This window comes from Streptomyces beigongshangae, assembly GCF_019710745.1.
Lineage (GTDB): Bacteria > Actinomycetota > Actinomycetes > Streptomycetales > Streptomycetaceae > Streptomyces > Streptomyces beigongshangae.
On sequence record NZ_JAHKJW010000094.1, the window covers coordinates 1 to 22,102 of the forward strand.

The 22,102-nt window shown below is 72.7% G+C and carries 15 protein-coding genes and 2 pseudogenes; 10 read left to right on the forward strand and 7 right to left on the reverse strand.

Annotated elements, in window-relative coordinates; translation table 11 throughout:
• The 3 genes from KM933_RS36600 to KM933_RS36610 form a co-directional block, all read right to left on the reverse strand.
• Positions 1-2,517: PQQ-dependent sugar dehydrogenase (locus KM933_RS36600; RefSeq protein ID WP_221361136.1), on the reverse strand; the 2,517-nt coding region annotated here is incomplete at its 3' end.
• Between the two features lie 234 nt (positions 2,518-2,751).
• Entirely contained in the window at positions 2,752-3,219 is a 468-nt protein-coding gene (locus KM933_RS36605; RefSeq protein WP_221361138.1) for an SRPBCC domain-containing protein, read from the reverse strand.
• Positions 3,220-3,372: 153 nt separating this feature from the next.
• Positions 3,373-4,821 (reverse strand): WGR domain-containing protein, encoded by a 1,449-nt coding sequence (locus KM933_RS36610; protein ID WP_221361140.1) that lies wholly within the window; start codon positions 4,819-4,821, stop codon positions 3,373-3,375.
• Positions 4,822-5,009: 188 nt separating this feature from the next.
• On the opposite strand from KM933_RS36610, the gene KM933_RS36615 reads away from it, so the two are divergent.
• A complete protein-coding gene (locus tag KM933_RS36615) occupies positions 5,010-5,342 on the forward strand; it encodes an antibiotic biosynthesis monooxygenase family protein (RefSeq protein ID WP_221361143.1) in 333 nt (110 codons plus the stop codon).
• 251 nt (positions 5,343-5,593) lie between these two features.
• Here KM933_RS36615 and KM933_RS36620 read toward each other — a convergent pair whose 3' ends face one another.
• Positions 5,594-6,484, reverse strand: coding sequence for an alpha/beta fold hydrolase (locus tag KM933_RS36620; RefSeq protein WP_260334719.1), 891 nt, complete (start codon positions 6,482-6,484; stop codon positions 5,594-5,596).
• An 87-nt stretch (positions 6,485-6,571) separates the two neighbouring features.
• Here KM933_RS36620 and KM933_RS36625 point away from each other — a divergent pair, with 87 nt between their 5' ends.
• Positions 6,572-7,048 carry a MarR family winged helix-turn-helix transcriptional regulator gene (locus KM933_RS36625; protein WP_221361145.1) on the forward strand — a complete coding sequence of 159 codons (477 nt, stop codon included), beginning with the start codon at positions 6,572-6,574 and terminating at the stop codon, positions 7,046-7,048.
• A gap of 186 nt (positions 7,049-7,234) precedes the next feature.
• Positions 7,235-7,552, forward strand: a pseudogene (locus KM933_RS36630) (hypothetical protein); the annotation flags it as partial.
• 111 nt (positions 7,553-7,663) lie between these two features.
• Here the strand turns inward: KM933_RS36630 and KM933_RS36635 are convergent.
• Together KM933_RS36635 and KM933_RS36640 are read right to left on the reverse strand one after the other, a co-directional pair.
• On the reverse strand, positions 7,664-8,740 hold the full coding sequence (locus tag KM933_RS36635; protein ID WP_221361147.1) for a protein kinase family protein: 1,077 nt from the start codon (positions 8,738-8,740) through the stop codon (positions 7,664-7,666).
• A 91-nt stretch (positions 8,741-8,831) separates the two neighbouring features.
• The gene (locus tag KM933_RS36640; protein WP_221361149.1) at positions 8,832-11,849 is read right to left on the reverse strand and encodes an AfsR/SARP family transcriptional regulator; all 3,018 of its coding nucleotides are present in this window, start codon (positions 11,847-11,849) and stop codon (positions 8,832-8,834) included.
• A 233-nt stretch (positions 11,850-12,082) separates the two neighbouring features.
• Between KM933_RS36640 and KM933_RS36645 the strand changes: the two genes are divergently transcribed.
• The 7 genes and pseudogenes from KM933_RS36645 to KM933_RS36675 all read left to right on the forward strand — a co-directional run bounded on the left by KM933_RS36645 (position 12,083) and on the right by KM933_RS36675 (position 18,804).
• On the forward strand, positions 12,083-13,276 hold the full coding sequence (locus tag KM933_RS36645; RefSeq protein WP_221361151.1) for a tryptophan dimethylallyltransferase family protein: 1,194 nt from the start codon (positions 12,083-12,085) through the stop codon (positions 13,274-13,276).
• Positions 13,273-14,691 (forward strand): tryptophanase, encoded by a 1,419-nt coding sequence (locus KM933_RS36650; protein ID WP_260334720.1) that lies wholly within the window; start codon positions 13,273-13,275, stop codon positions 14,689-14,691. Before KM933_RS36645 ends, KM933_RS36650 begins: the two co-directional genes overlap by 4 nt.
• A 342-nt stretch (positions 14,692-15,033) precedes the next feature.
• Complete coding sequence (locus tag KM933_RS36655) at positions 15,034-15,630, forward strand: hypothetical protein (protein WP_221361153.1); 597 nt, start codon at positions 15,034-15,036, stop codon at positions 15,628-15,630.
• 248 nt (positions 15,631-15,878) lie between these two features.
• Positions 15,879-16,130, forward strand: a complete 252-nt coding sequence (locus tag KM933_RS36660; protein ID WP_260334721.1) for a recombinase family protein — start codon at positions 15,879-15,881, stop codon at positions 16,128-16,130.
• 128 nt (positions 16,131-16,258) lie between these two features.
• Positions 16,259-16,707: pseudogene (locus KM933_RS36665) on the forward strand (nuclear transport factor 2 family protein).
• 316 nt (positions 16,708-17,023) lie between these two features.
• Positions 17,024-18,016 (forward strand): ATP-binding cassette domain-containing protein, encoded by a 993-nt coding sequence (locus KM933_RS36670; RefSeq protein ID WP_221361156.1) that lies wholly within the window; start codon positions 17,024-17,026, stop codon positions 18,014-18,016.
• Positions 18,013-18,804, forward strand: a complete 792-nt coding sequence (locus KM933_RS36675; protein ID WP_221361157.1) for an ABC transporter permease — start codon at positions 18,013-18,015, stop codon at positions 18,802-18,804. Before KM933_RS36670 ends, KM933_RS36675 begins: the two co-directional genes overlap by 4 nt.
• On the opposite strand, the gene KM933_RS36680 is transcribed toward KM933_RS36675, so the two are convergent.
• The gene (locus KM933_RS36680) at positions 18,785-21,934 is read right to left on the reverse strand and encodes an ATP-binding protein (RefSeq protein ID WP_221361159.1); all 3,150 of its coding nucleotides are present in this window, start codon (positions 21,932-21,934) and stop codon (positions 18,785-18,787) included. The genes KM933_RS36675 and KM933_RS36680 overlap by 20 nt on opposite strands.
• Positions 21,935-22,102 lie beyond the last annotated feature (168 nt).

The window sequence follows — 22,102 nt, forward strand, 5'->3', positions numbered from 1 at the left end:
CAGGCACTTGCCGTTCACCCCCCTCACCTCACCGGTACGAGGACCGGGCTCCTGCCCGCCGGAGGTGGCGAAGGAGAACTCGTCCACGTCGAAGAGCGCGCCGCTGCCGCCCTTGAAGACGAGGTGGAGGGAGGTGGAGCCGCCGGGCTGGTTGCTCAGGCCGGTCGTCACCTCCTGGAAGGTCTCCCATCCGCCGGTCACCGGCACGGTCACCGTGCCGAGCAGGGTGCCGGTCGCGGACCCGGCGCGGACCTCGATGGTGCCGCCCGCGCCCGCGGAGGAGACCCGGGCGGTGAACCGCGTCGCGTTGCCGAGTGCGTACGGCTCGAAGGAGATCCAGTCGCCGTTCTCGATGTTGCCGACGGTCTTGCCGCCGTGTGCGGGGCCGTGGGAGACGACGTCGACGCCGGCCGAGGCGCCGTAGTGCTCGCCCTGCCGGTGGCTGGGCTGGGTGACGTGCTGGTCGTGGGTGGTCAGCGCGGGCTGGCCGGCGGCGCCCCGGTCGGTGTACTCGGCGTCGATCACGCCGAAGATGTTGGCGTTGGGGTCGTGCTCGCCGTCCGCGAGGGTCCGGAGCGTGCCCTGGCATCCGGTGGTCGAGGTCTGCGGATGGCCGTGGCTGTCGTGTCCGACGATGAAGGTGACCTTCACCTTGGTGCAGTCGACCGTGCCGTCCTCGGGGTCGGTCACCGTCACCCTGAACGGGATGGCGTCGCCGAAGTCGTGGATGCTGCCGTCCAGCGGCAGGTCGAGCCGCACCGTGGGCGCGGTGTTCCCCACCGTGATCTGCACGGAGGCCGTCGCGGACTTGCCGGTGCCGTCCGTGACCTTCAGCGTCGCCGTGTACTGGCCGTTGGCGGTGTAGGTGTGGGAGGGGTCGGCGGCGGTGGAGGTGGCGCCGTCGCCGAAGGTCCAGGCATGGGTGAGGGCGCCACCGTCCGGGTCGGTGGAGCCGGCCGAGGAGAAGGAGACGGCCAGGGGCGCCTTGCCCGAGGTGACGTTCGCCTTGGCCTGGGCGGTCGGGGCGAGCCCGTCGGTGACGTGCTCGATGCGGTACAGGGCGGAGTTCGCGTCCCCGCTGAAGTAGCCGGTGCCGTAGTCGAGGACGTACAGCGCGCCGTCGGGGCCGAAGGCCATGTCCATCACCTGGGTGCCGCTCCAGGGGAAGGGGTTGATGGACTGGACGGTGCCGTCGGTACCGGACTCGATGCGCTTGATCCAGCGGCGGCCGAACTCTCCGGCGAAGTAGTCGCCGTCGAACTCCTGGGGGAACTTCACCTGGGAGGTGGACGCGGCGTCGTAACGGTAGACCGGGCCGCCCATCGGTGACTCCGAGCCGTTGCCGAACTCCGGCACGGACCCGCCGTCGTAGGGGATCCAGGCGGGCTGGACGGGAGGCAGCGTGGTGAGACCGGTGTTGTTCGGCGAGTTGTTCACGGGCGCCGCGCAGTTGAAGGCGGACCCGGAGGCGCCGGTCGCGAAGTTGTAGTCCACGTAGGCGTCGTTGTCGCCGGTGCAGTACGGCCAGCCGAAGTTGCCGGCCCTGGTGATCCGGTTGAACTCGACCTGCCCGCCGGGGCCGCGGGTGGGGCTGGCGGTGCCCGCGTCGGGACCGTAGTCGCCGAGGTAGACGATGCCTGTCGGCTTGTCGACACTCATGCGGAAGGGGTTGCGAAAGCCCATCGCGTAGATCTCGGGGCGGGTCTTCGCGGTGCCGGCCGGGAAGAGGTTGCCGCTCGGGATCGCGTACGACCCGTCGGCGTTGACCTTGATGCGCAGGACCTTGCCGCGCAGGTCGTTGGTGTTGGCCGAGGAACGCTGGGCGTCGAAGGCGGGGTTGCGGCCGGCGCGCTCGTCGATCGGGGTGTAGCTGTCCGAGGCGAACGGGTTGGTGTCGTCGCCGGTGGACAGGTACAGGTTCCCGGCCGCGTCGAAGTCGATGTCACCGCCGACGTGGCAGCAGATGCCACGGGAGGCCGGTACGTCGAGGATCTTCTTCTCGCTGGCGAGGTCCAGGGTGCCGTCGGTCTTGAGGACGAACCTGGAGAGCCGGTTGACGCCGTCGAAGGGGGCGAAGTCGGAGGCCGTGCCGTCGGCCGGGGCGTCACCGGCCGGCGTGCTGAGCCTGGGGGCGTAGTAGAGGAAGACGTGCCGGTTGGACGCGAAGCCGGGGTCGACGGCGACGCCTTGCAGGCCCTCCTCGTCGTGGCTGTACACGTCCAGCTTGCCCGCGACACCGGTGGTGCCCGCGGCGTTCGTCAGCCGGACCGTGCCGTCACGGGCGGTGTGCAGGACCGACCGGTCCGGCAGTACCGCCAGTGTCATGGGCTCGCCCGTCTCGGCCACGCCCTTGGCGAGCGTGACCTGCTGGTACTCGACGGCGGCCGCCTTCGGTCCGTCGGCCGGTTCCGCCGGGCGGGCGGCGGCCGGGGAGACGGGCAGCAGACAGCCGAAGGCACAGGCCACCGCGGTCAGCAGGTGACGGACCCGTCTGTGTCGGAGCGGTTTCGTGCGCACAGAGGTCTCCCAGTGGTGGGGTGGGATGACGGCAGCCCTCGCCGGGCTGCCAAGCGGTGCACAGGCGCGCGCCGTCGCGCCGGTCCGACCGGTCGCAGCTCTATGACCGGTTCATTTCAAGGAAGTTAGCGACCTTTGTCGAACTCCGTAACCCATTACGCACAAGATCTCGATACTTTTTCTTCGCCCGGGACAAAGTGGGGTCGCGGCGGCGGCCGGTCGCCGGGGTGCGCGTCAGCCGGCCGCTTCGACGTACGACGCCAGCTGGGCCAGCGACGAGGCGATGCCGGCCTCGTGGACCGCCTGGTCGATGCCGGGTGGTACGTCCGTGGCGGTGACGGTCACCTCGGTCCCTCCGCCGACGGCGGCGAGGGACCAGGTCATCGTCATGGTGCCGGCGTACGACGGGTCGTGGGACTCGAACACCGCCCGCTGCACCACGCGTCGCGACGGCACCAGATCGGCGAACCCGATGTCGACGACATCCGTCGTGTCCGAGGTCTTGCCGGGGCTGCCGGTGGCGTCGAGGTGGGTGAGGACCATCCGGAAACCGCCGCCCGGCCGGGGGTCCCAGTGCTCGACCCGCCCGCGCATGCCGTCCGGCGGCAGCCAGACCTCCAGCGACCCCGGGTCCATGAGGGCCGCGTAGACCGCCGCCGGTGGCGCCGCGACCAGCCGTCCGGCCCGGTCACTTCTGGTCATGCACGATCGATCCTTCCTTCCAGGGGTTCCACGGGTTGCGCCGGTTCCGCAGGTTCCACCGGTCGCGCCGGTTCCGTCCAGGTCGGACGGCGCTGCCGCGCAGGAAGGCCCGGCTCTCCCGCCGGGCCGGCCCGTGCCGCACCGCGGGAGCGGTCAGAGCAGACGGCGGATCTCGCCGCGGACCCGGTAGAAGCCGCCGGACGCCGCGTGCAGGTCGTCGACGACGTAGCGGGCTCCGGGCTCCCGTATCGTGCGCGGGAACTGGACGTTCCAGGACGGGTCGTAGCCCTCGGAGACCACGTGGACGCGCAGCCGGCCGCTCGTCCGGACGCACTCGACGACGATCGCTCCGGCGGGAGCCCGGGAGACGCTCGGCATCGCGGCCGCGGCCGTCGCGGGCTCGTAGGTCGGCAGGGCCTCGGCGAGCTTGACGTCCCGCGCCACCGGCACCGTGCCCTGCTGCGCGGCCGAGACGGCCGCCTCGCTCGCGTCCACGCACACCAGCGAGCCGTCCGTGGTCACCAGGTACAGCCGCTCGTCGCGGTACTGCATCGACAGCGCCGAGCCGCCGCCCGTGCCGAGCTTCCACAGCCGGGTGCCGTCCCGGTCGAAGCAGTAGACCGACGAGGACGCGTCACCCGCGAAGACGAACCGGCCGCCGGGCGAGGTCGCGCACGAGTAGACCGCGCTGTCGCAGGCATAGGTGGCCTCGACCGTGCCGGTCGCCTTCGACAGCCGCTGGACCGCGCGGTGCGCGGTTCCCGCGTACACGGCGTCCTGTTCCTGCCAGCCGAACAACACTCCGCCGCGGGTCGGGGTGTGCCACAACTCGCCGCTCCCGTCGGGCGCGTAGGCGGTCACCCCGCTCTGGTGGCCGTGGTAGACCGCGCGGTCGTCCGCACGGACCATCCAGGCGTGCTCGCCCTGGCTGCGGCGGGCCCACTGGTGCTCGTCCTCGTGGTCGATGACGGTGAGCCGGCCGTCGCGGTCGGAGACGTTCAGGACGCCCTCGTGGATGTCCAGCCAGAAGATGTCGACGTCCGCCGCGACGTCGTACGCCGCGAACGGCAGCTTCGAGGAGAGGTCGTAGACCCGGCCGTCGTCGCATCCCGCGTAGATCCAGAAGTCGTCCGCGACCAGGCACTTCACACCGTCCGGCAGGCTGAAGCGCGCGAGGACGCCGCCGTCGTGGTCCAGGGTGAAGACGTCACCCGTCTGGTTGCCCACCCAGCAGCGGTCGTCGTCGACATGGATGCCGAACGCCGCCGAACCGGTGCGGAACCGCCACAGCACGGGGGCCACGGCGCGCGCGGTGGAGGGGGCCGACGCCACCTGACGTCGTGTCACCGAGCGCGGCGCACGCTGGCCGGCGACGGCCGGGGCGTACCCCTTGCGGACCTTCTCCCCCACCTTCTTCGCGGCCGCGGACCGCGCCTTGTCCGCCGTGGGGAACGTCGTCGTCTGCGTCTGCCCGGCAGCGCCTATCCGCCCGTACCGCACCGTCACCACCGCGCCGTCGACGACCACTTCGTAGAACTTGTGCGCGGCGCCGTCCTCCTGCGACAGCTCCAGATACGTCGTCGACACCGACCCAGCGGACATGACAGACCCCTCCCAAGGCGCGGCCCGCCCTCTGTCCGGCGGGTCCCACTGCTCACACCGTAGAGGTGAGCACTGACATCGGACCTGCCGGGCGTCCTCCGGCCTCCGTGGCGGAAGGGCCGCGCCGGAACCCGCCGGGCGGGGACCCGAACGCCCGGCGCCGGGCGCGGGTGGGGCAGGATGGACCCATGAGCGTAGTCAAGATCAATGTCCTGACCGTCCCGGCCGAGCAGCGGGAGACCCTCGAGAAGCGTTTCGCGTCCCGCGCCGGCACCGTCGAGAACTCGGACGGATTCGAGTGGTTCGAGCTTCTGCGCCCGGTGGAGGGCACCGACAGCTACCTGGTCTACACGCGGTGGCGCGACGAGGAGTCCTTCACCGCGTGGATGGAGGGCCCCATGAAGGCGGCCCACCAGGGCGGGGGCGGCGCGGAGGGCGGCGAACGCGCCAGGCCCGCGGCGAGCGGTTCCACACTGTGGTCCTTCGAGGTCGTGCAGCAGACGGCGCCCGCGGGGTCGTAGACCTCCGCGCCTCCGCGGACACGACGTGCCCCCCCGAACACGACGCGTCCCGGACATGTCCGAGCCCTCGGACACGTCCCTGAAGGGTGAACGACGTCGCGTCCCGGCGTGTCCCCGCCTTCGGGGCCGCACGCTCTGCACAGGTCACCGGCAGCACGAATCCGGGAGGCAACGGCGCCGCCCCGGCTCGAGGCCGCGTCAGCGGCAGGCCGGAGAGGGCGCGGAGGGTGGCGGTGCAGGGACCCGGCCGTTCAGCGGCTCCGGTCGACGCGGTCGACGAAGTCGCCGACCGCGGTGGCGAAGGCTGCGGGCGCCTCCTGCGCGACGAAATGCCCGACGTCCGGGATCGTGACCGCGGTGACGTCGCCGGCGACCTGGCGCATCGTCCGCTCGGTGAAGGGGGCGTTGACGCCGTCGACGGCGAGCACGGGAACGGTCAGCGGCCGCGACCCGGCCAGTGCCCGCATCCGGTCGCCGCCGGTCAGGGAGGAACGGTAGAGCTCCTCGGTGCCGCGCCAGCCGCCCGGCCGCGCGTAGGTGCGGGCGAACTCGTCGAGGTCGGCCTCGGTGACCCCGCCCGGCACCGTCGTCATCACCGAGACGGCCCAGTCGAGCATCACCCGCTCGCGGCCGGCCAGGAACAGCTCCGGAATTCCCGGGGCGGCCAGGAATCCCACGTGCCAGGAGCCGCCGTTCCGCACGTCGGCCAGCATCTCCCAGCCGTACCCCGGAAGGGTGGTCTCGACGCCGGTGAAGCTGAGGACGTCGCCGGGGTGCGTGGCCGCGAACGTGAAGACCGGCCCGCCGCTGATGTCCTGGCAGGTCACGTGCACGGGTCCGACGCCGAGGTGGGCGACCAGCCGGTGCAGGTCCTCCGCCATGGTGGCCGAGTCGTGGTCGCCGTCGGCGATGCCGGAGTCGCCGAAGCCGCGCAGGTCGACGGCGAACACCCGGTGGGTGGCGGCGAGCAGCGGGATGACGTCGCGGAAGGCCCACCAGGACTCCGGCCACCCGTGCACCAGCAGGATCGGGGAGCCGGTGCCGCCCGCCGAGACGTAGTGCAACGTGGTGCCGTTGACCTCGGCGGTGTGGTGCGTGACGCCCGCCACGGCGGGCGAGGCGGTCACGAAAGAGCTGGTCATGCGATGACTCCCAAGATAGACAATCAGGTTGACTGTAATGTTGGTCAACCTGGTTGTCCAGGTCGGGGGAAGATCTAGACTGTGGTCATGTCCTCACGATCCGGCGCCGATCTCGCCCTGCTGCTCCTGGGCAGCTATCGCAATCTGGTGGACGAAGTGGTCCGGGAGCTGGCGACCCGGGGATACCCCGACGCCCGGCCGTCGCACGAGTACGCGATCCGGGCCATCCGGGCCGGCGCCGACAGCGCCTCGGACCTGGCCCGCAGACTCGGCGTCACCAAGCAGGCCGCGGCGAAGACGATCGCCGCGCTCGTCGAACGCGGGTACGTCACCACCGAGACCGACCCCGCCGACAGCCGCCGCAAGAACATCCGGATCACCGATCACGGGATCGGGCTGATCACCGAGGGCACGGCGATCTTCGACGAGGTGCGGGCCCGCTGGGAAGTGCGTCTGGGCGCCGCCGAACTCGCCGAGCTGGAAACGCAGCTCGCCCAGTTCGTCGGTGACTCGCCCATCAACCTCGACGCTCCGGGCTGGGCGGCGGGACAGGAACTGCGCTAGCGGTCAGCCGGAGGGGCGGACGGAGGAAGGCGCACCGGAGCGGGGCGGGACCGCCGGGTGAGGTACCGCGGGCCGGTCGGCGTACCGCCGGCCCGGGTGACGTGCCACCGGCCACCGCGACGCGGCACCCCGTCGTGACGCGGTGCCGCCGCGCGACCGGGCCGGTGGGCGGACAGAATCGTGGGTGTGAACACGCACGACACGCACGAGACGCCGGAGAAGACGCCCGATGGGCATCACATCATCGTCAAGGGGCGGAAGTGGCGGGCCACGGACCCGGCCGTCCCCGAGGACGTCGCCGCCCGCCTCCGGCACCACCTCATGGCGGCCCGCCGTGCGGTCCGCGCGGCGACGACCGCCGACGACGCGGAGGCCGAACGGTCGGCCCGCGCACGCGTGAGCCACGCGAAGAACGCCTTGGGGGAACGTGGCACGCCCTGGTGGGAGCAGTCCGAGGACGAACGGCGTCAGCGATGGGAGCACCACCTCGCCGCACTCGATGCGGCGGACACGGAAGGGGACGCACCGGATGTATCGCATGCGCCGGACGTACCGGATGCGCCGGCGGCCGGACCGGACCCCACGGCACCACCGTCGGGTCGCGCGGCACCACCGTCAGACGGATGACCGTGGGCCGTCCCGCTGTTCGGCCCTGCGGGCCGCCTCCAGCGGGTAGGGGGTCGTCCGGCTCTCCTGGCGGAACCGGCGCTGGAAGTCCCCCACCACCGCGGCGACCGGTGCGTGGCGGAGCAGGGCCGCCGCGGCCGCCGCCGGAATGCCGCCCGGGGGCACCGCTCCCCCGGCGCAGGCGCGTACGAACTCCGCGCGTTCCTCCGGTCCGTACCCGTACAGCGCGACGGCCAGCCAGTTCACCAGATGCGTGACGGTGTAGTACCGGTCGTAGGTGCGATGGGCCTCGAAGAAGTCGGCCTCCTCCCGCGTCAGATCGAAGCGCGAGGAGGTCGCGAGTCCGTAGTCGGTGAAGAAGAGCCGCCGGCCGTCGGTCAGGATGTTCCGGAAGTGGGCGTCGAAGTGCAGCAGTCCGCGGACGTTCATGAACGAGACGCCGGCCGCCAGTTCGGTGTCCACCATGGCGCAGGCCCGCTCCGCCGCCGCGCCCCCGGCTCCGATCCGCTCGCCCAGCCAGTCGTGCAGGTTCTGCGGGACGTACTCCAGGAACAGCGTGAGGCTCGCCGTGGAGTGGCGCAGTGCCTCGATCCGCCGGCGTATCCCCGGTCCGGCCCCCCAGTAGGCGACAGCCCGTTCCACATCGGCCGGTTCTCCGGGAAGGGGCCGGCCGGAATCGGGGAGCACCCGCCAGTGGTGCAGCAGCGGGAACCCCTCGTGCTCTCCCGCGATCACCCAGTTCGTCGTCATGGTGTGCGCGGCCAGCTCCCGCCAGGCGCCGAAACCCGGGCCGCCGATACCGCCGACGCCGTACTGGCAGAAGAGCGGCAGCCCGAACAGGTTCGCCGTGGAGCGCGCGTTCTCCGGCCGCCGCTCCTGATCGGTCAGGCGTATCCGTTTGACGAAGACCGGAATCCCGTCGGCCTGCAGCAGGAGCGACTCCCCTCCGATGCCGGAGCCCAGCGGTGCGGCGGCGTCCACGAGCTCCCGCAGCCCGCGGTCGCTGCGCAGTGCCAGCGATGTGGAGACAGCGCCGTGGGCGGCCAGCCGGGCTCCACGGGACATGTCAGGGCTTCGCACCCACGCCTCCGGTCGGGCACCCGTCTCCCGTGCCACCCCTGCGGCGGCCACGCGGGCGGGACCCGCCGTCACCGTCTCACGGCCTGAACGGTCCGTTCTCCAGCGCGAGTCGCAGCCCGTCCGCCGTGGACGCGCCCCGGGACCAGGCCGCCGTGTACTCCTCCGCGCCCAAAGCCGCACGCACCCGGCGTTCGGTGTCGATGTGGGCCTCGTGGAACGGACGCAGGCCGGTCAGTGCCACACCCGTGTCCTGCCGCATGCGGTGGGCGACGCCGAGGAGCCATGCCGCCCGGGCGGAGCGGCCGGTGGCGGCGACCGCCCAGGCCAGCGTCTCCAGTCCCCAGACCGGTCCCCAGCTGTCGCCGATCTCCCGTTGCCGCGCGAGGGCCGCGCGCAGGGGGGCCAGGGCCCCGCCCGCTTCCCCGTGCCGCAGTTCCACCAGTCCCGTGCACCACTGGGCCCAGGTGCGGGCCCATTCGGCGCCGCTCGCCACGGCCTCGGCGACGTACGTGTCGCGGGCCGCACGGGCCGAGGCGCGGTCACCGAAGAACGCCTCCGCCATGGCCCACAGCATCGTCGCCATGTGCGCGTCACCGTCCTGCCCGGCCGTCCGGAACCGGTCCCGTGCCTCGGCCAGCAAGGCGATGCAGGACGGATCACCCCGTACGAGCATGGCGTGCGCCCCCTCGACGTACGTGACCGGTGCCGGCGACGTGCCGTCGGGCGACTCCCGGGCCAGTGCGCGGCATTCGGCCAGGAACGCCTCGGCGGCGCAGCCGTCCCCCTGGCACAGGGCGATCCATGCCTTCATCGCCGACGCCCCCACGACCAGCGCCGGTGCCGGTGCCGCGACGGCTGCGTCGACCGCGGTCGCGGCTTCCGGCCCTTCGACCCGCAGGCGCTCCAGCCAGTGCCGCCCCTCCCCCAGGGTGCTGCTGAAGAACCAGCACCGGGTACGGGCCAGGTTGACGGCGATCTCCATGCCCGCCCCGGTCAGGTCCGGCCGTGAGGCGCAGTAGTCGAGGGCGGCCCGGAGGTTGGGCAGTTCGGTGCGCAGCCGGACCAGCCAGTCGACCTCACGCGGCCCGCACCATTCGCCGCCCGCCCGTACGGCCGTCACCCGGTAGTGCTCGCTGTGCCGGGTGCGCAACCGTGCCGTGCCGCCCTCCTCGTCGAGCCGCTGCCGGCCGTACTGGCGGATGGTCTCCAGCAGGCCGTACCGGGCGCGGTCGCCCGAACTGTTGACCAGTACGATCGATTTGTCGACCAGACCGGCCAGTAGGTCCAGCACGTCCTCGCGGGCGATGGCCCCACCCGCGCAGACCGATTCCGCGGCCTCCAGGTCGAAGCCGCCGCAGAACACGGAGAGCCGGCTCCAGAGCAGCCGCTCCCCCTCGGTGCACAGGTCGTGGCTCCAGTCGACGACGCCGCGGAGTGTCCGCCGGTAACGGCCGGCCGTACGCGTCTGCGGCACGGACAGCAGGCGGAACCTGTCGTCGAGGCGCTCCAGCAGCTCCTCCGCCGTCACCGTGCTCAGCCGTACCACCGCGAGTTCGATGGCGAGGGGAATGCCGTCGAGGCGCCGGCACAGCTGGGCGACCGCGTCGCGGTTGCGGGCGGTGAGCCGGAAGGCCGGGGCGGCGCCGGAGGCACGGTCCAGGAAGAGGCGCACGGCCTCGGAGCGGCACAGCGGATCGACGGCCTGCGGGCAACCGGCGTCGTCGGCCTGTCCGTCGGCGTGGTCCGTGGCACGTCCGGCAGCGTGGTCGGTGTGGTCGGTGGCGTGACCGACATCGTGGTCCGTGGCGTGTCCGTCGGCCGCGGGCAGGGTGAGCGACGGCACCGTGACGACGTGTTCCCCGGGCGTTCCCAGGCGTTGCCGGCTCGTGGCCAGGACGCGCAGTCCGGGTGCCGCGCGCGCCAGCCGCAGGACCAGTGCGGCGACGGCCTCCACCAGGTGTTCGCAGTTGTCCAGCACGAGCAGCATGCGCCGGTCGCGCAGATGGCCGATGACGGCGTCCACGGCGGGCCGCGCGGACTGGTCACGCAGCCCGAGCGCTTCGGAGACGGCCCGGTCCAGGAGGTCCGCGTCGGTCAGCGGGGCGAGGTCGGCGAGCCGGACCCCGTCGGCGAAGGACGGGGCGGCGTCCGCCGCGACGCGCAGCGCGAGCCGCGTCTTGCCCACGCCGCCCGCCCCGGTGAGGGTGACGAGCCGGACGGCTCCCAGCAGGGCGCGCACCTGCGCCAGTTGGGTCTCGCGGCCGACGAACGTCGTCACCTCGACCGGCAGATCGCCGTCCCGGGACAGCGGGGCCGCCCCGTTCCTCCGTACCCCGTCCAGGTCCGGGGCCGCGGCCAGCAGCCGCCGGTGCAGCCGTTTCAGCTCCGGTCCGGGAGCGACTCCCAGCTCCTCGGCGAGCAGTCCGGTCACCGTGCGGTAGCACTCCAGCGCCTCGCCCTGCCGCCCGCAGCGGAAGAGCGCGAGCATCCGCTGCGCCCAGAAGCGCTCGCGCAGCGGATGGTCCGCGATGAGTCCCCGCAGTTCCGGCAGCACGGTGGCGGCCCGGCCCACGGCCAGATCCGCCTCGATCCGCAGTTCCAGCGCGTCCAGGCGCTGTTCGTCCAGTGACGGTACGACGTCCTGGAGGAACTGCGCGGGCAGGTCGGACAGCGGATCACCGCGCCACAGCCCCAGGGCCTCGTACAACAGGGGTGCCGCGCGGGCCGCATCCTCCTCCGCCAGGGCCGTACGGCCCTGGCGGAGGAGGTCGGTGAAGCGGTGCAGGTCCAGGGTGTCCGGCGCGGCTTCGACGAGGTAGCCGTGGGGGCGGGTGCGCACGGGTGCGCCGTCCGGCGGGCAGTCGAGCGCGCGGCGCAGGCGCAGGACGTAGTTCTGGAGGGTGTTACGTGCACGCGCGGGCGGCCGGTCGCCCCACAGACGGTTCACCAGCGTCTCGACGGTGACCACCTGGTTGGCCTCGGTGAGCAACGCCGCGAGCAGCAGGCGGACCTTGGCGGCGCCGATGTGGACCGGCCGTCCGTCACGCCGGACTTCGAGGGGTCCGAGGATCCTGAACTCGTATCGCGTACTCATCGCGCCCTCCCCCCAGTCTTCCCCCAGCCCTCCCCCGGACCGCCCTGCCCCCGGATCCCGGCCCTCGGACACGGGCACCGGACACGGGCACCGGGCAGCCACGATCATAGAACGCTGCGTCACCGGTTCGCGACCATGCGTAGTCATCGCGTGACCGCGGAGTGACCGGCGCGGGGCCCGTGGCGGCCACGGTGGGGTCCGTCAGCCAAGGACCTCTCCTCCGGAGCCCGCGCATGACCCCGACCGCTTCACGACAGCCCGGCCACGCCTCCTCGGAGTCGGGCGCCATGACCTTGGGCGAGCACGTCGGAGGGCAGTTGCGCCGGCTGTGCGGTGCGGCGGGGTACCCGGCTCCCGGCCGGGACTGCGGGGGTGCGCTCACCGACCTGCTGGAACTGCTCGGGCCGGCGGCCCCGCGGCCCCTGGCCGCCGGACCGCCCTCGCCGTCGTTCGTCTGCGACGACCACTCCCCCGTCGAGTTCTCGCTCTCGTTCTCCGCCGGCGGTCCCCCGTCCGTACGCGTCCTGGTCGAACCCGGTTGCACGGCGGCCTCGCTCGCGGACAACGGGCGCCAGGGGATGCGGGCCCTGGAGGCGCTCGCCGCGCGCCGGGGCTTCTCGACCGAACCGGTACGGCGCGTCGAGGACCTCTTCCTCCCGCCGGTGATCCGGGGTTCCTTCGCTCTGTGGTGCGCGATGGACCTGCGGCGGGACGGCCCTCCCGGCATCAAGGTGTATGTGAATCCGCAGGCGCACGGGCCGGACCGGTCGGCCGACGTCGTACGGGAGGCGCTGACCCGGTCCGGCTTCGGCCGTGCGTGGCCGGCGTTGCGGGAAGGGGCGCTGTCACGGGGCCCCGGCAAGGACGTCGTCCTGTTCGCCGCCCTGGACCTGGGCCGCTGGCACACCCCGCGGCTGAAGGTCTACGTCGCCCACCACGACGCCACCGCCGCGCGGATGCGTACCGCCGCCCGTCTGCTGCCGGGTGGCGGGGACCGGGACGTGGACGAGTTCTGCCGCGCCGTGGGAGGGGACCCCGGACGCTTCGCCCGCCGGCCCCTGGTCTCGTGCCTGTCCTACACCGCACACGATTCGGAACGTCCCAGCGGTCACACCGTCCATGTGCCGGTCCGCGACCACGTGCCGGACGACGCGGTGGCCCGGGACCGCGCCACGGCCGCCCTGCGGCGCCACCGCGCGGACGCCGACGCGGGCGCCGTCGACCGCGCGCTGACCGCCATGACACCGCGCCGCGCGTCCGAGGGGGTGGGGCTGATCACCTATGTGTCCCTCGTCCGGAGCCGGCGGCAACCGCCGCGCGTGACGGTCTATTTCTCGCCGGAGGCATACCTGGTCCGTCCCCCGCGTGCGGCGGGGCGGCCGCCCCCTGACGGCGCCGGCCGCCACCGGTGCCGTACCGCCGGATGACGGAGCGGAACACGTACCAGGACAGGAAGGGAACGAAGGTGGAGCCGTACAGGATCAAGGTCGTCGAGCCGATTCCGGTGACGACGAGGGAGCAGCGGGAGCAGGCCCTGCGCCGCGTGCACTACAACCTGTTCGGGCTGCGCGCCGACGAGGTGACGGTCGATCTGCTCACGGACTCCGGGACGGGGGCCCTGTCGGCGGCGCAGTGGGCCGCGGGCTTCGCCGGTGACGAGTCCTACGCCGGCTCACGGTCCTTCCACCGCTTCCGGGATGTGGTCCGGGACCTCACCTCGTATCCGTGTGTGCTGCCCGTCCACCAGGGCCGGGCGGCGGAGCGGATCCTCTTCTCGTCCCTGCTGGCCCCGGGACAGATCACGCTCGGCAACACGCACTTCGACACCACGCGCGCCAATGTGGAGCTGATCGGCTGCCGGGCGGTCGACCTGCCCTGCGCCGAGGCCCGGGACCTCGACAGCGACGAGCGGTTCAAGGGGAACATCGACCTGCGCCGGCTCGAAGAAGCCCTGCGCGGCCCGGACGCCCGGCGGATCGGCCTGGTCGTCATGACGCTGACCAGCAACGGCGGGGCCGGCCAGCCGGTCTCCATGGACAACCTCGCCCGGGCCGCCGCGCTGTGCCGCGGCCACGGGGTTCCGCTGTTCCTCGACGCGGCCCGTTTCGCGGAGAACGCCTGGCTCGTCACCCGGCACGAGGCCGCGTACCGCGACATGAGTCCGCGGCAGGTCGCCGAGCGGGCGTTCCGGCTGGCCGACGGCTGTCTGATGAGCGCGAAGAAGGACGGCATCGCCCACATCGGCGGTTTCCTCGGGCTGCGCGACCCGGCGCTCGCCGAGCGGTGCGAACTGCTGCTCATCGCCACGGAGGGCTTCCCCACGTACGGCGGTCTGGCCGGACGGGACCTGGAGATGGTCGCGCAGGGACTCGTCGAGGTCACCGATCCGCGCTATCTGCGCTCACGCGCCGAGACGGCCCGGCATCTGGCGCGTCTGGTCCGTGACGCCGGTGTCGACATCGTCGAGCCGCCCGGTCTGCACGCCCTCTACCTCAATGCCGGACGTCTGCTGCCGCACATCGCCGCCCACCGCTTCCCCGGCCACGCACTCGCCTGCCAGCTCTACCTGGAAGGCGGCATCCGCTCCGTGGAACTCGGTTCGCTCTACCTCGGCGAGGAGGACGAGAACGGTGAGCCCGTCACCGCGGCGCCCTGTGAACTGGTGCGGCTGGCCCTTCCCCGCAGGACCTACGGCCTGAGCCACCTGAACCACGTCGGCGAGACCCTGGCGGCCGTCGCGAAGGCCCGGGAGCGCATTCCGGGCTACCGCCTCGTCGAGCGGCCCGCGCTCCTGCGCCACTTCCGCTGCAAGCTGGAGCCCGTACCCTGGACGGGCCCGTAGTGGCCGGACTGCTCGTCCTCGGCGCCACCAGGGCGGACGTGGGCCAGGGGCCGGGCCGGATCCGGGCGGTCATGGCGGACCCCGACACGTCTGACCACCAGTTCGAACCAGTTCAAAGAGGATCCGCAGTTCAGCCCCAACGGCGAAGCCCCGCCCGGAACTCGGCGGATTCCAGTGGTCGTCGCAACACGTGATCCCTGACGTGCGGCACAACAAGTTAAGCAGCCGCCCGGCCGATCACGCGGCAGGGCGGCTGCGGCCACGCATGGGCCGGACTGGCGAACCGCGGGCCTGCGTATGCTCGCTTCGATCGGTGACCAGGCGAGGCCGAAGGGGGTACGCGTGCTGAGACTGCTCGGCTTCTTCGATGACTTCGGTTACTCGAGCGAGTTGGCTGCGGGGCCACTGAGGGCTCAGGTGCAAGCGTCCGGCGAACCCGACGAAGTGGAAATTGTGGGCTATCTGGATGTAGGGCATCGCATCACCCACTTCATGGAGGCGGGGGTCGATGTCGTCACGGGTGAGGTTCACCGGCACACGTCCGGCTGCTCGTCGCTTGTCACCGATGGCATGTGGGTATGGCGCGCGGACTTTGCGCACTATCTGGAGGCGTATCACGTGCCGTTGCCCGCGGCCTTCCTGGCCCGGGTTCGGGGGCTGCACCACCAGATGCCAGACCTGGTCGGTGCGGACTTCGCACCGGTTTTCGACGAGATCGGCCTCGGGTTCGGATGGACGGAGGTCGAGCCGTGGGACTCGGAGTCGGTCCTGCGCCCACAGCCACGGACTGTTCCGACTCGTGCAGAGTTCGTGGCAAGGGCCCGGCAGGAACGGCCTGCTGGCTCCGGGGGGAAGGCGCCACGCAAGCCTCGCAGGAACAAGGAGCACGGTTTTGTCGACCGTCGCGATACGCGATGGGTCTGGCCAGGCTGTGAGTAGTTTGTGCAGACGCTTGGCCGGGGCCTCCCGGCCGAGCGTTTTGCGTGGTCGGCTGTCGAGTTCGGCGGCGACGGCGTCCAGGTGCTCACGGATGTGGAGGGCCGGGACTGGTGCCCTTGGGGAAGTACTGCCGCGGCAGGCCGTTCGTGTTCTCGCTGGAGCCGCGCTGCCAGGGGCTGGCCGGGTTGCAGAAGTAGACCGGGATACTCTCGGCAAGGGTGAATGCCTTGTGAGAGGTCGTTTCATAGGTGGTCGCTCACGCAACGCCCAGCCGCCCGACAGTCCGCCTGCGGCGGGCCTCGACCGCGCGGCAGTCTCTCGACGCGCAGCTCGACTCCCCCGCCGGGGCCGGGGTGACCCGGGTCCTCTCGGAGAAGATCTCCACCCGCGCCTCGAAGCGGCCGGAGCTGGAGGCGGCCGTGAAGCCTGCCGGGGAGATCCGCTCCTCCGGCGTCGCGGTGACCCTGGTCGTCCACGAGCACGAGCGGCTGCTTCGGTGAGTTCCCGGACTCCGTCAGGTCTTCCGGTTGGTGCCGGTCACGGGCGTGTTGCGGAAGTGCCGACCGCGCGGCACGACGGTGTCCGATTGCCGCCAGCAAGGTCCTGCCGTGGTGCTCATGCTGGCGGCATGACGATGTCATCCACTGCGAAGTCAGTAGCAGTTCTCACCGGCATGTACGCGGCTGAGGCGGAGTACCTGGGGGCGGGGGCCCTGGGAAGGCTTCGTTCGGTCTGCTCGCCCCCTTCTTTGCGCCGGATGTCGAGCTGCATCAAGCAGATTCTCTGCCCTATGGAGGCACTTGGCGTGGGCACAAGGGCATGACGCAGTTCTTCCGCGTGATGGGAGAGGTGGGGGAGTCGTTCGACATGGTGGAGCAGGAGTTCCTTGCCACCGGCGGGACCGCGGTCGTGCTCACACAGGTTCGCGCTCGCGCTCGCGCGACCGGCCGTGAACTCAGCTTCCCGATTCTGCAAGCGATCACGGTCGAGGAGGGGCTGATCACCGAGGTCCGTCCGTTCTACTGGGACACCCGGGCCATCGCCGACGCCTGCGCCATGCCGACATCAACAGACTGAGGTCACCGGTGAAAGCCACCGGTCACAGCCGCTCGTTGCTCGAGGCGGCCGATCCCGCACCCGACCGCGTGACGCTCACGGCAGTCGGTCTTGCCGAACTTCGGCACACGGTTCCGGTCGCCCGCGGGGCCGGCCGGAACCGATCCGCGGCACCCGGATCGCCTCCAGGACCGACTCGCACTGCGGTGAGCCGCCTCGCTGCCCAGCCGTGATCAGCACCGGTCGCGGCCGCCACCGGTCCCCGGGCATCGCCGGTTCAGGGCGCTGAAACCGTTCTGAAACCGCGTTGAACGCGCCCTGCCACACGCTCTGCGGCATGAACCCGACGACATCGCACTCACTCGCCATCGCGGCCAAGGGGCTGCGCAAGACCTACGGGGACAAGACGGTCCTCGACGGCATCGACCTGGCGGTGCCGGCCGGCACGGTCTTCTCCCTCCTCGGTCCGAACGGCGCCGGCAAGACCACCGCCGTCAAGATCCTCTCGACCCTCGTCACCGCCGACGCCGGCGATCTGACGGTCGGCGGGCACGACCTGGCGGCCGATCCGCAGGCCGTGCGCGCCGCCATCGGCGTCACCGGCCAATTCTCCGCCGTCGACGGCCTGATCACCGGCGAGGAGAACATGCTCCTCATGGCCGACCTGCACCACCTGCCCAGGCAGGAGGGCCGCCGCACCGCCGCGGAGCTGCTGGAGCGCTTCGACCTGGTGGCCGCCGCGAAGAAGCCCGCCTCCTCCTACTCCGGCGGCATGAAGCGCCGCCTGGACATCGCCATGACCCTGGTCGGGTCCCCGCGCATCATCTTCCTCGACGAACCGACCACCGGCCTCGATCCGCGCAGCCGCCACACCATGTGGCAGATCATCCGGGAGCTCGTCTCCGACGGCGTCACCGTCTTCCTCACCACCCAGTACCTGGAGGAGGCCGACGAACTCGCCGACCGCATCGCGGTACTGAGCGAGGGCAGGATCGCCGCCGAGGGCAGCGCCGACGAACTGAAGCGGATTGTCCCGGGCGGGCACGTACGGCTCCGGTTCCTCGATCCCCTCGCCTACCGGTCCGCCGCCGTCGCCCTGCGCGAGGCCGCGGGCGACGACGAGACGCTGTCGCTGCAGATCCCCAGCGACGGCAGCCAGCGCGAGCTGCGCTCCATCCTCGACTGGCTGGACTCGGCCGGCATCGAGGCCGACGAGCTGACCGTGCACACCCCCGACCTCGACGACGTGTTCTTCGCCCTCACCGGCCCGGCCACCCCCACCACCGCCCCCGCCCCCGCCCCCGCCCAGTCCGAGGAGAACGTCCGATGAGCTCCCTCCCCCTCGCCGTCCGTGACGCGCACACCATGCTGCGCCGCAACCTGCTGCACGCGCGGCGCTACCCGTCCATGACCCTGAGCCTGCTGCTGACGCCGATCATGCTGCTGCTGCTCTTCGTCTACATCTTCGGCGACGTGATGAGCGCGGGCATCGGAGGCGCCGGCGCCGACCGCTCCGACTACATCGCCTATCTCGTCCCGGGCCTGCTGATGATGACCATCGGCTCCACCGTGATCGGGGCCGCGGTGTCGGTCTCCATGGACATGAGCGAGGGCGTCATCGCCCGCTTCCGCACGATGGCCATCCACCGCGGGTCCGTGATCATCGGGCATGTCGTCGGCAGCGTGCTGCAGGTACTCGCCAGCCTGGTCCTCGTCGGCGCCATCGCCGTGGCCATCGGCTTCCGCTCCACGGACGCCACGGCCCTGGAGTGGCTGGCGGCGTTCGGGCTGCTCGCGCTGTTCACCCTGGCGCTCACCTGGATCGCGGTCGGGACGGGGCTGGCCAGTCCGAACCCCGAGGCGGCGAGCAACATGGCCATGCCGCTGATCCTGCTGCCGCTCATCTCCAGCGCCTTCATACCGGCCGACACGATGCCGGGCTGGTTCCGGCCGATCGCCGAGTACCAGCCCTTCACCCCGGCCATCGAGACCCTGCGCGGCCTGCTGCTCGGCACCGGGATCGGGCACAACGGGTGGCTCGCGGTCGCCTGGTGCGTCGCCCTGACCGTCCTCGGTCACCGCTGGTCGCAGGCGCAGTTCAACCGCGATCCGAAATGACCGCGCGGGCCGCTTCCCGCAACTCGTCCCGCCGCAGGGCGGCATACTCCGACACCGCGTCGGCGTATGCCGCCCCGTCGGCGTCCCGGGCCGCCCGCCGGGCCCGGTCCGCCGACATCGTCGGCTGGAAGTCCCGCAGCACCCGCAGCCGTTCGGCCAGCGCGATCATGCGGACGGGAGCGGCGCCCGGCCCGTTCTCGGAACTGCCGCCGGACGCCAGTCCCGCCGTGCCGAGGGCGTGCAGCACCGTCCCGAACAGCGGCAGTTCCAGGAACGGGCCGGGCGGACCGGCGAGCAGGGTCCGTAGCCCCCGCCGCAGCCGGCCGGCCGGCTCCGCGACCGGTTCGAGGCGGCCGGCGTGCGCGTGCGCCGTCACCGCCGCCGACTGGATCTGCAGGGCCCACGGGTCCAGCCGGGGGTCGCCGCCGTGCGGCGGGCCCGGCGCCTCGCCCAGCCGCTCCACGGCGCGGCGCCACAGGCCGAGCCCGACCTCCGTCAGCCCGCGGGACAGCGCGATCTCGGCGCGCGCGCCGAGATCGGCGCGGTAGAAGGTGTCCTCCTGCGGGATGTCGTCGCTCTCCGTCTCCCGCAGCCAGTACTCGGCCTCGTCCGGGTCGCCGCGCTGCAGGCAGGCGAGGACGAGGAGCCGGCGGATGAAGAGGTGGTCGCGCCCGGCGCCGAGCCGCGGCACCACCGCGAGCGCCGCCCTGAGGTGTTCGTACGCCTGGTCACCCTGTCCCGTCCGCAGGGCCAGTTCGCTCAGTCGCGCGTGTCCCATGAGCTGCACGACCGGGCTGTCGGCGGCGGCCAGTTCCGAGACGGTCCGGCGGGCCGCGGCGAGCGCGCCGTCGATGTCGTGCTCGTTCTCCCGGACGTAGCTGGCGACGCTCTCCGCGAGGCCGGCGACCAGCGGCTCCTCGCTCGCGCAGAGCGCGTGCAGCACTTCGTGGCCGGGGGGCCGCATGTCGGGGATCGCGCCCAGCACGGCCGCGGCGGCGCGCAGCAGTGTGTCCGGCGGGGCCGCGGGGAGCCGTCTGAGGGTGACGAGCTGGCGTACGGCGCGCGGGCCGTGGCTCATGAGCAGACCCGCCGTGCACACCACCGCGGCGGCGCGGGCCACTTCGACGTCTCCGGGCCCGGGGCGGTGGTGCGACAGCGGCGGACCGGTGTCGGCGGCGAGGGCGGCGAGGCGGGGGAAGCCGGAGTCGCTGGACCACAGGGAGCCGAGGACGGCGGTGAGGGCCGCGAGGGCGGGGCCGTCCGTACGCGCCAGGGCGTACCGCAGGGCCGACACGAGGTTGTCCTGCTCGGCCCTGATCCGCTCGCCGGCGGTCCGCGGTTCCGGGCCGAAGAACCAGTCGTGGTGCGCGACTCCGAAGTCCCGAGCCCAGGCCAGGAAGCGGTCGACGGCCGGTTCGTCCTCGCCCGCCTCCGTGCGCCGGGCCGCGCTGAACTCCCGTACGGTCTCCAGCATCCGGAACCGTGCTCCGGCCGGGGTGTCGGCGACGGTCAGCAGCGACTGGTCGGCCAGTTGCTCCAGCAGGAGCAGCGCGTCCGCGCCGAGTACCTGTTCCGCCGCCTCGCCGCAGAAACCGCCGGGGAAGACGGACAGGAGGCGCAGCGCGGCCCTGGCGTCCTCGTCGAGCAGGTTCCAGCTCCACTCGACGACCGCGTGCAGGGTCCGGTGGCGCTCCGGCGCGTCCCTCGCGCCGCCGCGCAGCAGCGCGAACCGGTCGCCGAGGCGGCGGGCGATCTCCGGGACGGAGAGGACCCGCACCCGTGCCGCGGCCAGTTCCACGGCGAGCGGCAGCCCGTCGAGGTGGCGGCAGAGTCCGGCCACCGCGTCCGGCGGCAGCTCCACGCCGCTCCTGGCGGCCCGGGCCCGCTGGGTGAACAGCTCGACACAGGTGGCGGGGCCGAGCGCCGGCAGCGCGTACACCGTCTCCGAGCCGAGGTCCAGCGGGGACCTGCTGGTGGCGAGCACCCGCAGGTCCGCCGAGGACGACACCAGGGCCCGTACGAGGCCGGCGGCGCCCCGGACCACCTGCTCGCAGTTGTCGAGGACCAGCAGGGCGGGCGCGGAGCCGAGCACGCGGAGGATGCCGGGCACCGGGTCGGCCGGGGCACCGCCCGCGGCGCCGGGCCGTCCCCCGCCCGCGCCGAGCGCGGAGGCCACCTCCGTGGCCACGTCCGCGTCCTCGGTGACGCCCGCGAGGGGGACGAAGTACACCACGCGCTGCTCGGCCCGGCGGCTGACCGCGTGCGCGAGGCGCGTCTTGCCGAGACCGCCGGGGCCGGCCACGGTGACGGCGCGCGAGGTGCGCAGCAGGCGCAGCACGGCCGCGATGTCCTCGTCCCGTCCGAGCAGCGGGTTCGGCTCGTGCGGGACGCCGTGCCGGACCACCGGTTCCTCGCCCAGCAGCAGTTCCTGCTGCACGGCCTTGAGGCCGTGGCCCGGATCGGTGCCGAGTCCGTCGCGCAGCTCGCGGCGGTACGCCTCGTACCGTGCCAGCGCCGCCGACGGGCCCGCCGTCGCCGCCTCGCCGCGCAGCAGTTCGGCCAGGACCTCCTCGTCGCGCGGGTGCTCCGCGGCGGCCGCGGCCAGTGGCCCGGCCGCTTCCGCGTGCCGCCCCAGCCGGGCGAGCGCGAGCCCCCGCGCGCGTACGAGCGCGTCCCGGACGGGGGCGCGCTCGGTGCGCAGCGCGGACAGGGGGTCGTGGGTGTGGCCGGTCCCGTCGGGGGTGCCCTCCCACAGTGCGAGCCCGGCCTCGGCCGCGGCCAGCGACGCCGCGTGGTCCCCGGCCCTGGCCCGGTCCGCGCTCGCGGCGGCGTGCAGCAGGAGGGCGGAGGCGTCGACCTGGTCCTCGGCGAGCGCGAGCCGGTATCCGGTCGGTGTGCCGGCCAGGACGTCGGCGCCCAGCTGGGCCCGCGCCCTGGACACGAGGACCTGCACGGCCTTCGCCGGCCGCTCCGGCACTGCGTCCGGCCACAGCCCCGCCACCAGCCGCTCGGTGCTGCAGCCCGTGCGCACATCGCCCGCGAGCAGCGCGAGGAGACCGCGGAGCCGGGGCGCCGTGATGTCGTGTCCGCGGTAGGCGACGCGGGACAGCAAGGTCAGGTCGGTGGTCACCCGGGCAGGTTATCCAAGTCCGGCCGCCGGCAACTCCCGCCGCCGTGGGGGCGCTTCCCGGCACGGACGGTCCTCCGGGTCCGGTCGCGCGTCCCGGGCGCCCGGCCGGCACGAGCCGTTCGCAGGGCGTCGCCGGGCCGGCGGCGGGAGCACGGCCGCGGCGTGCGC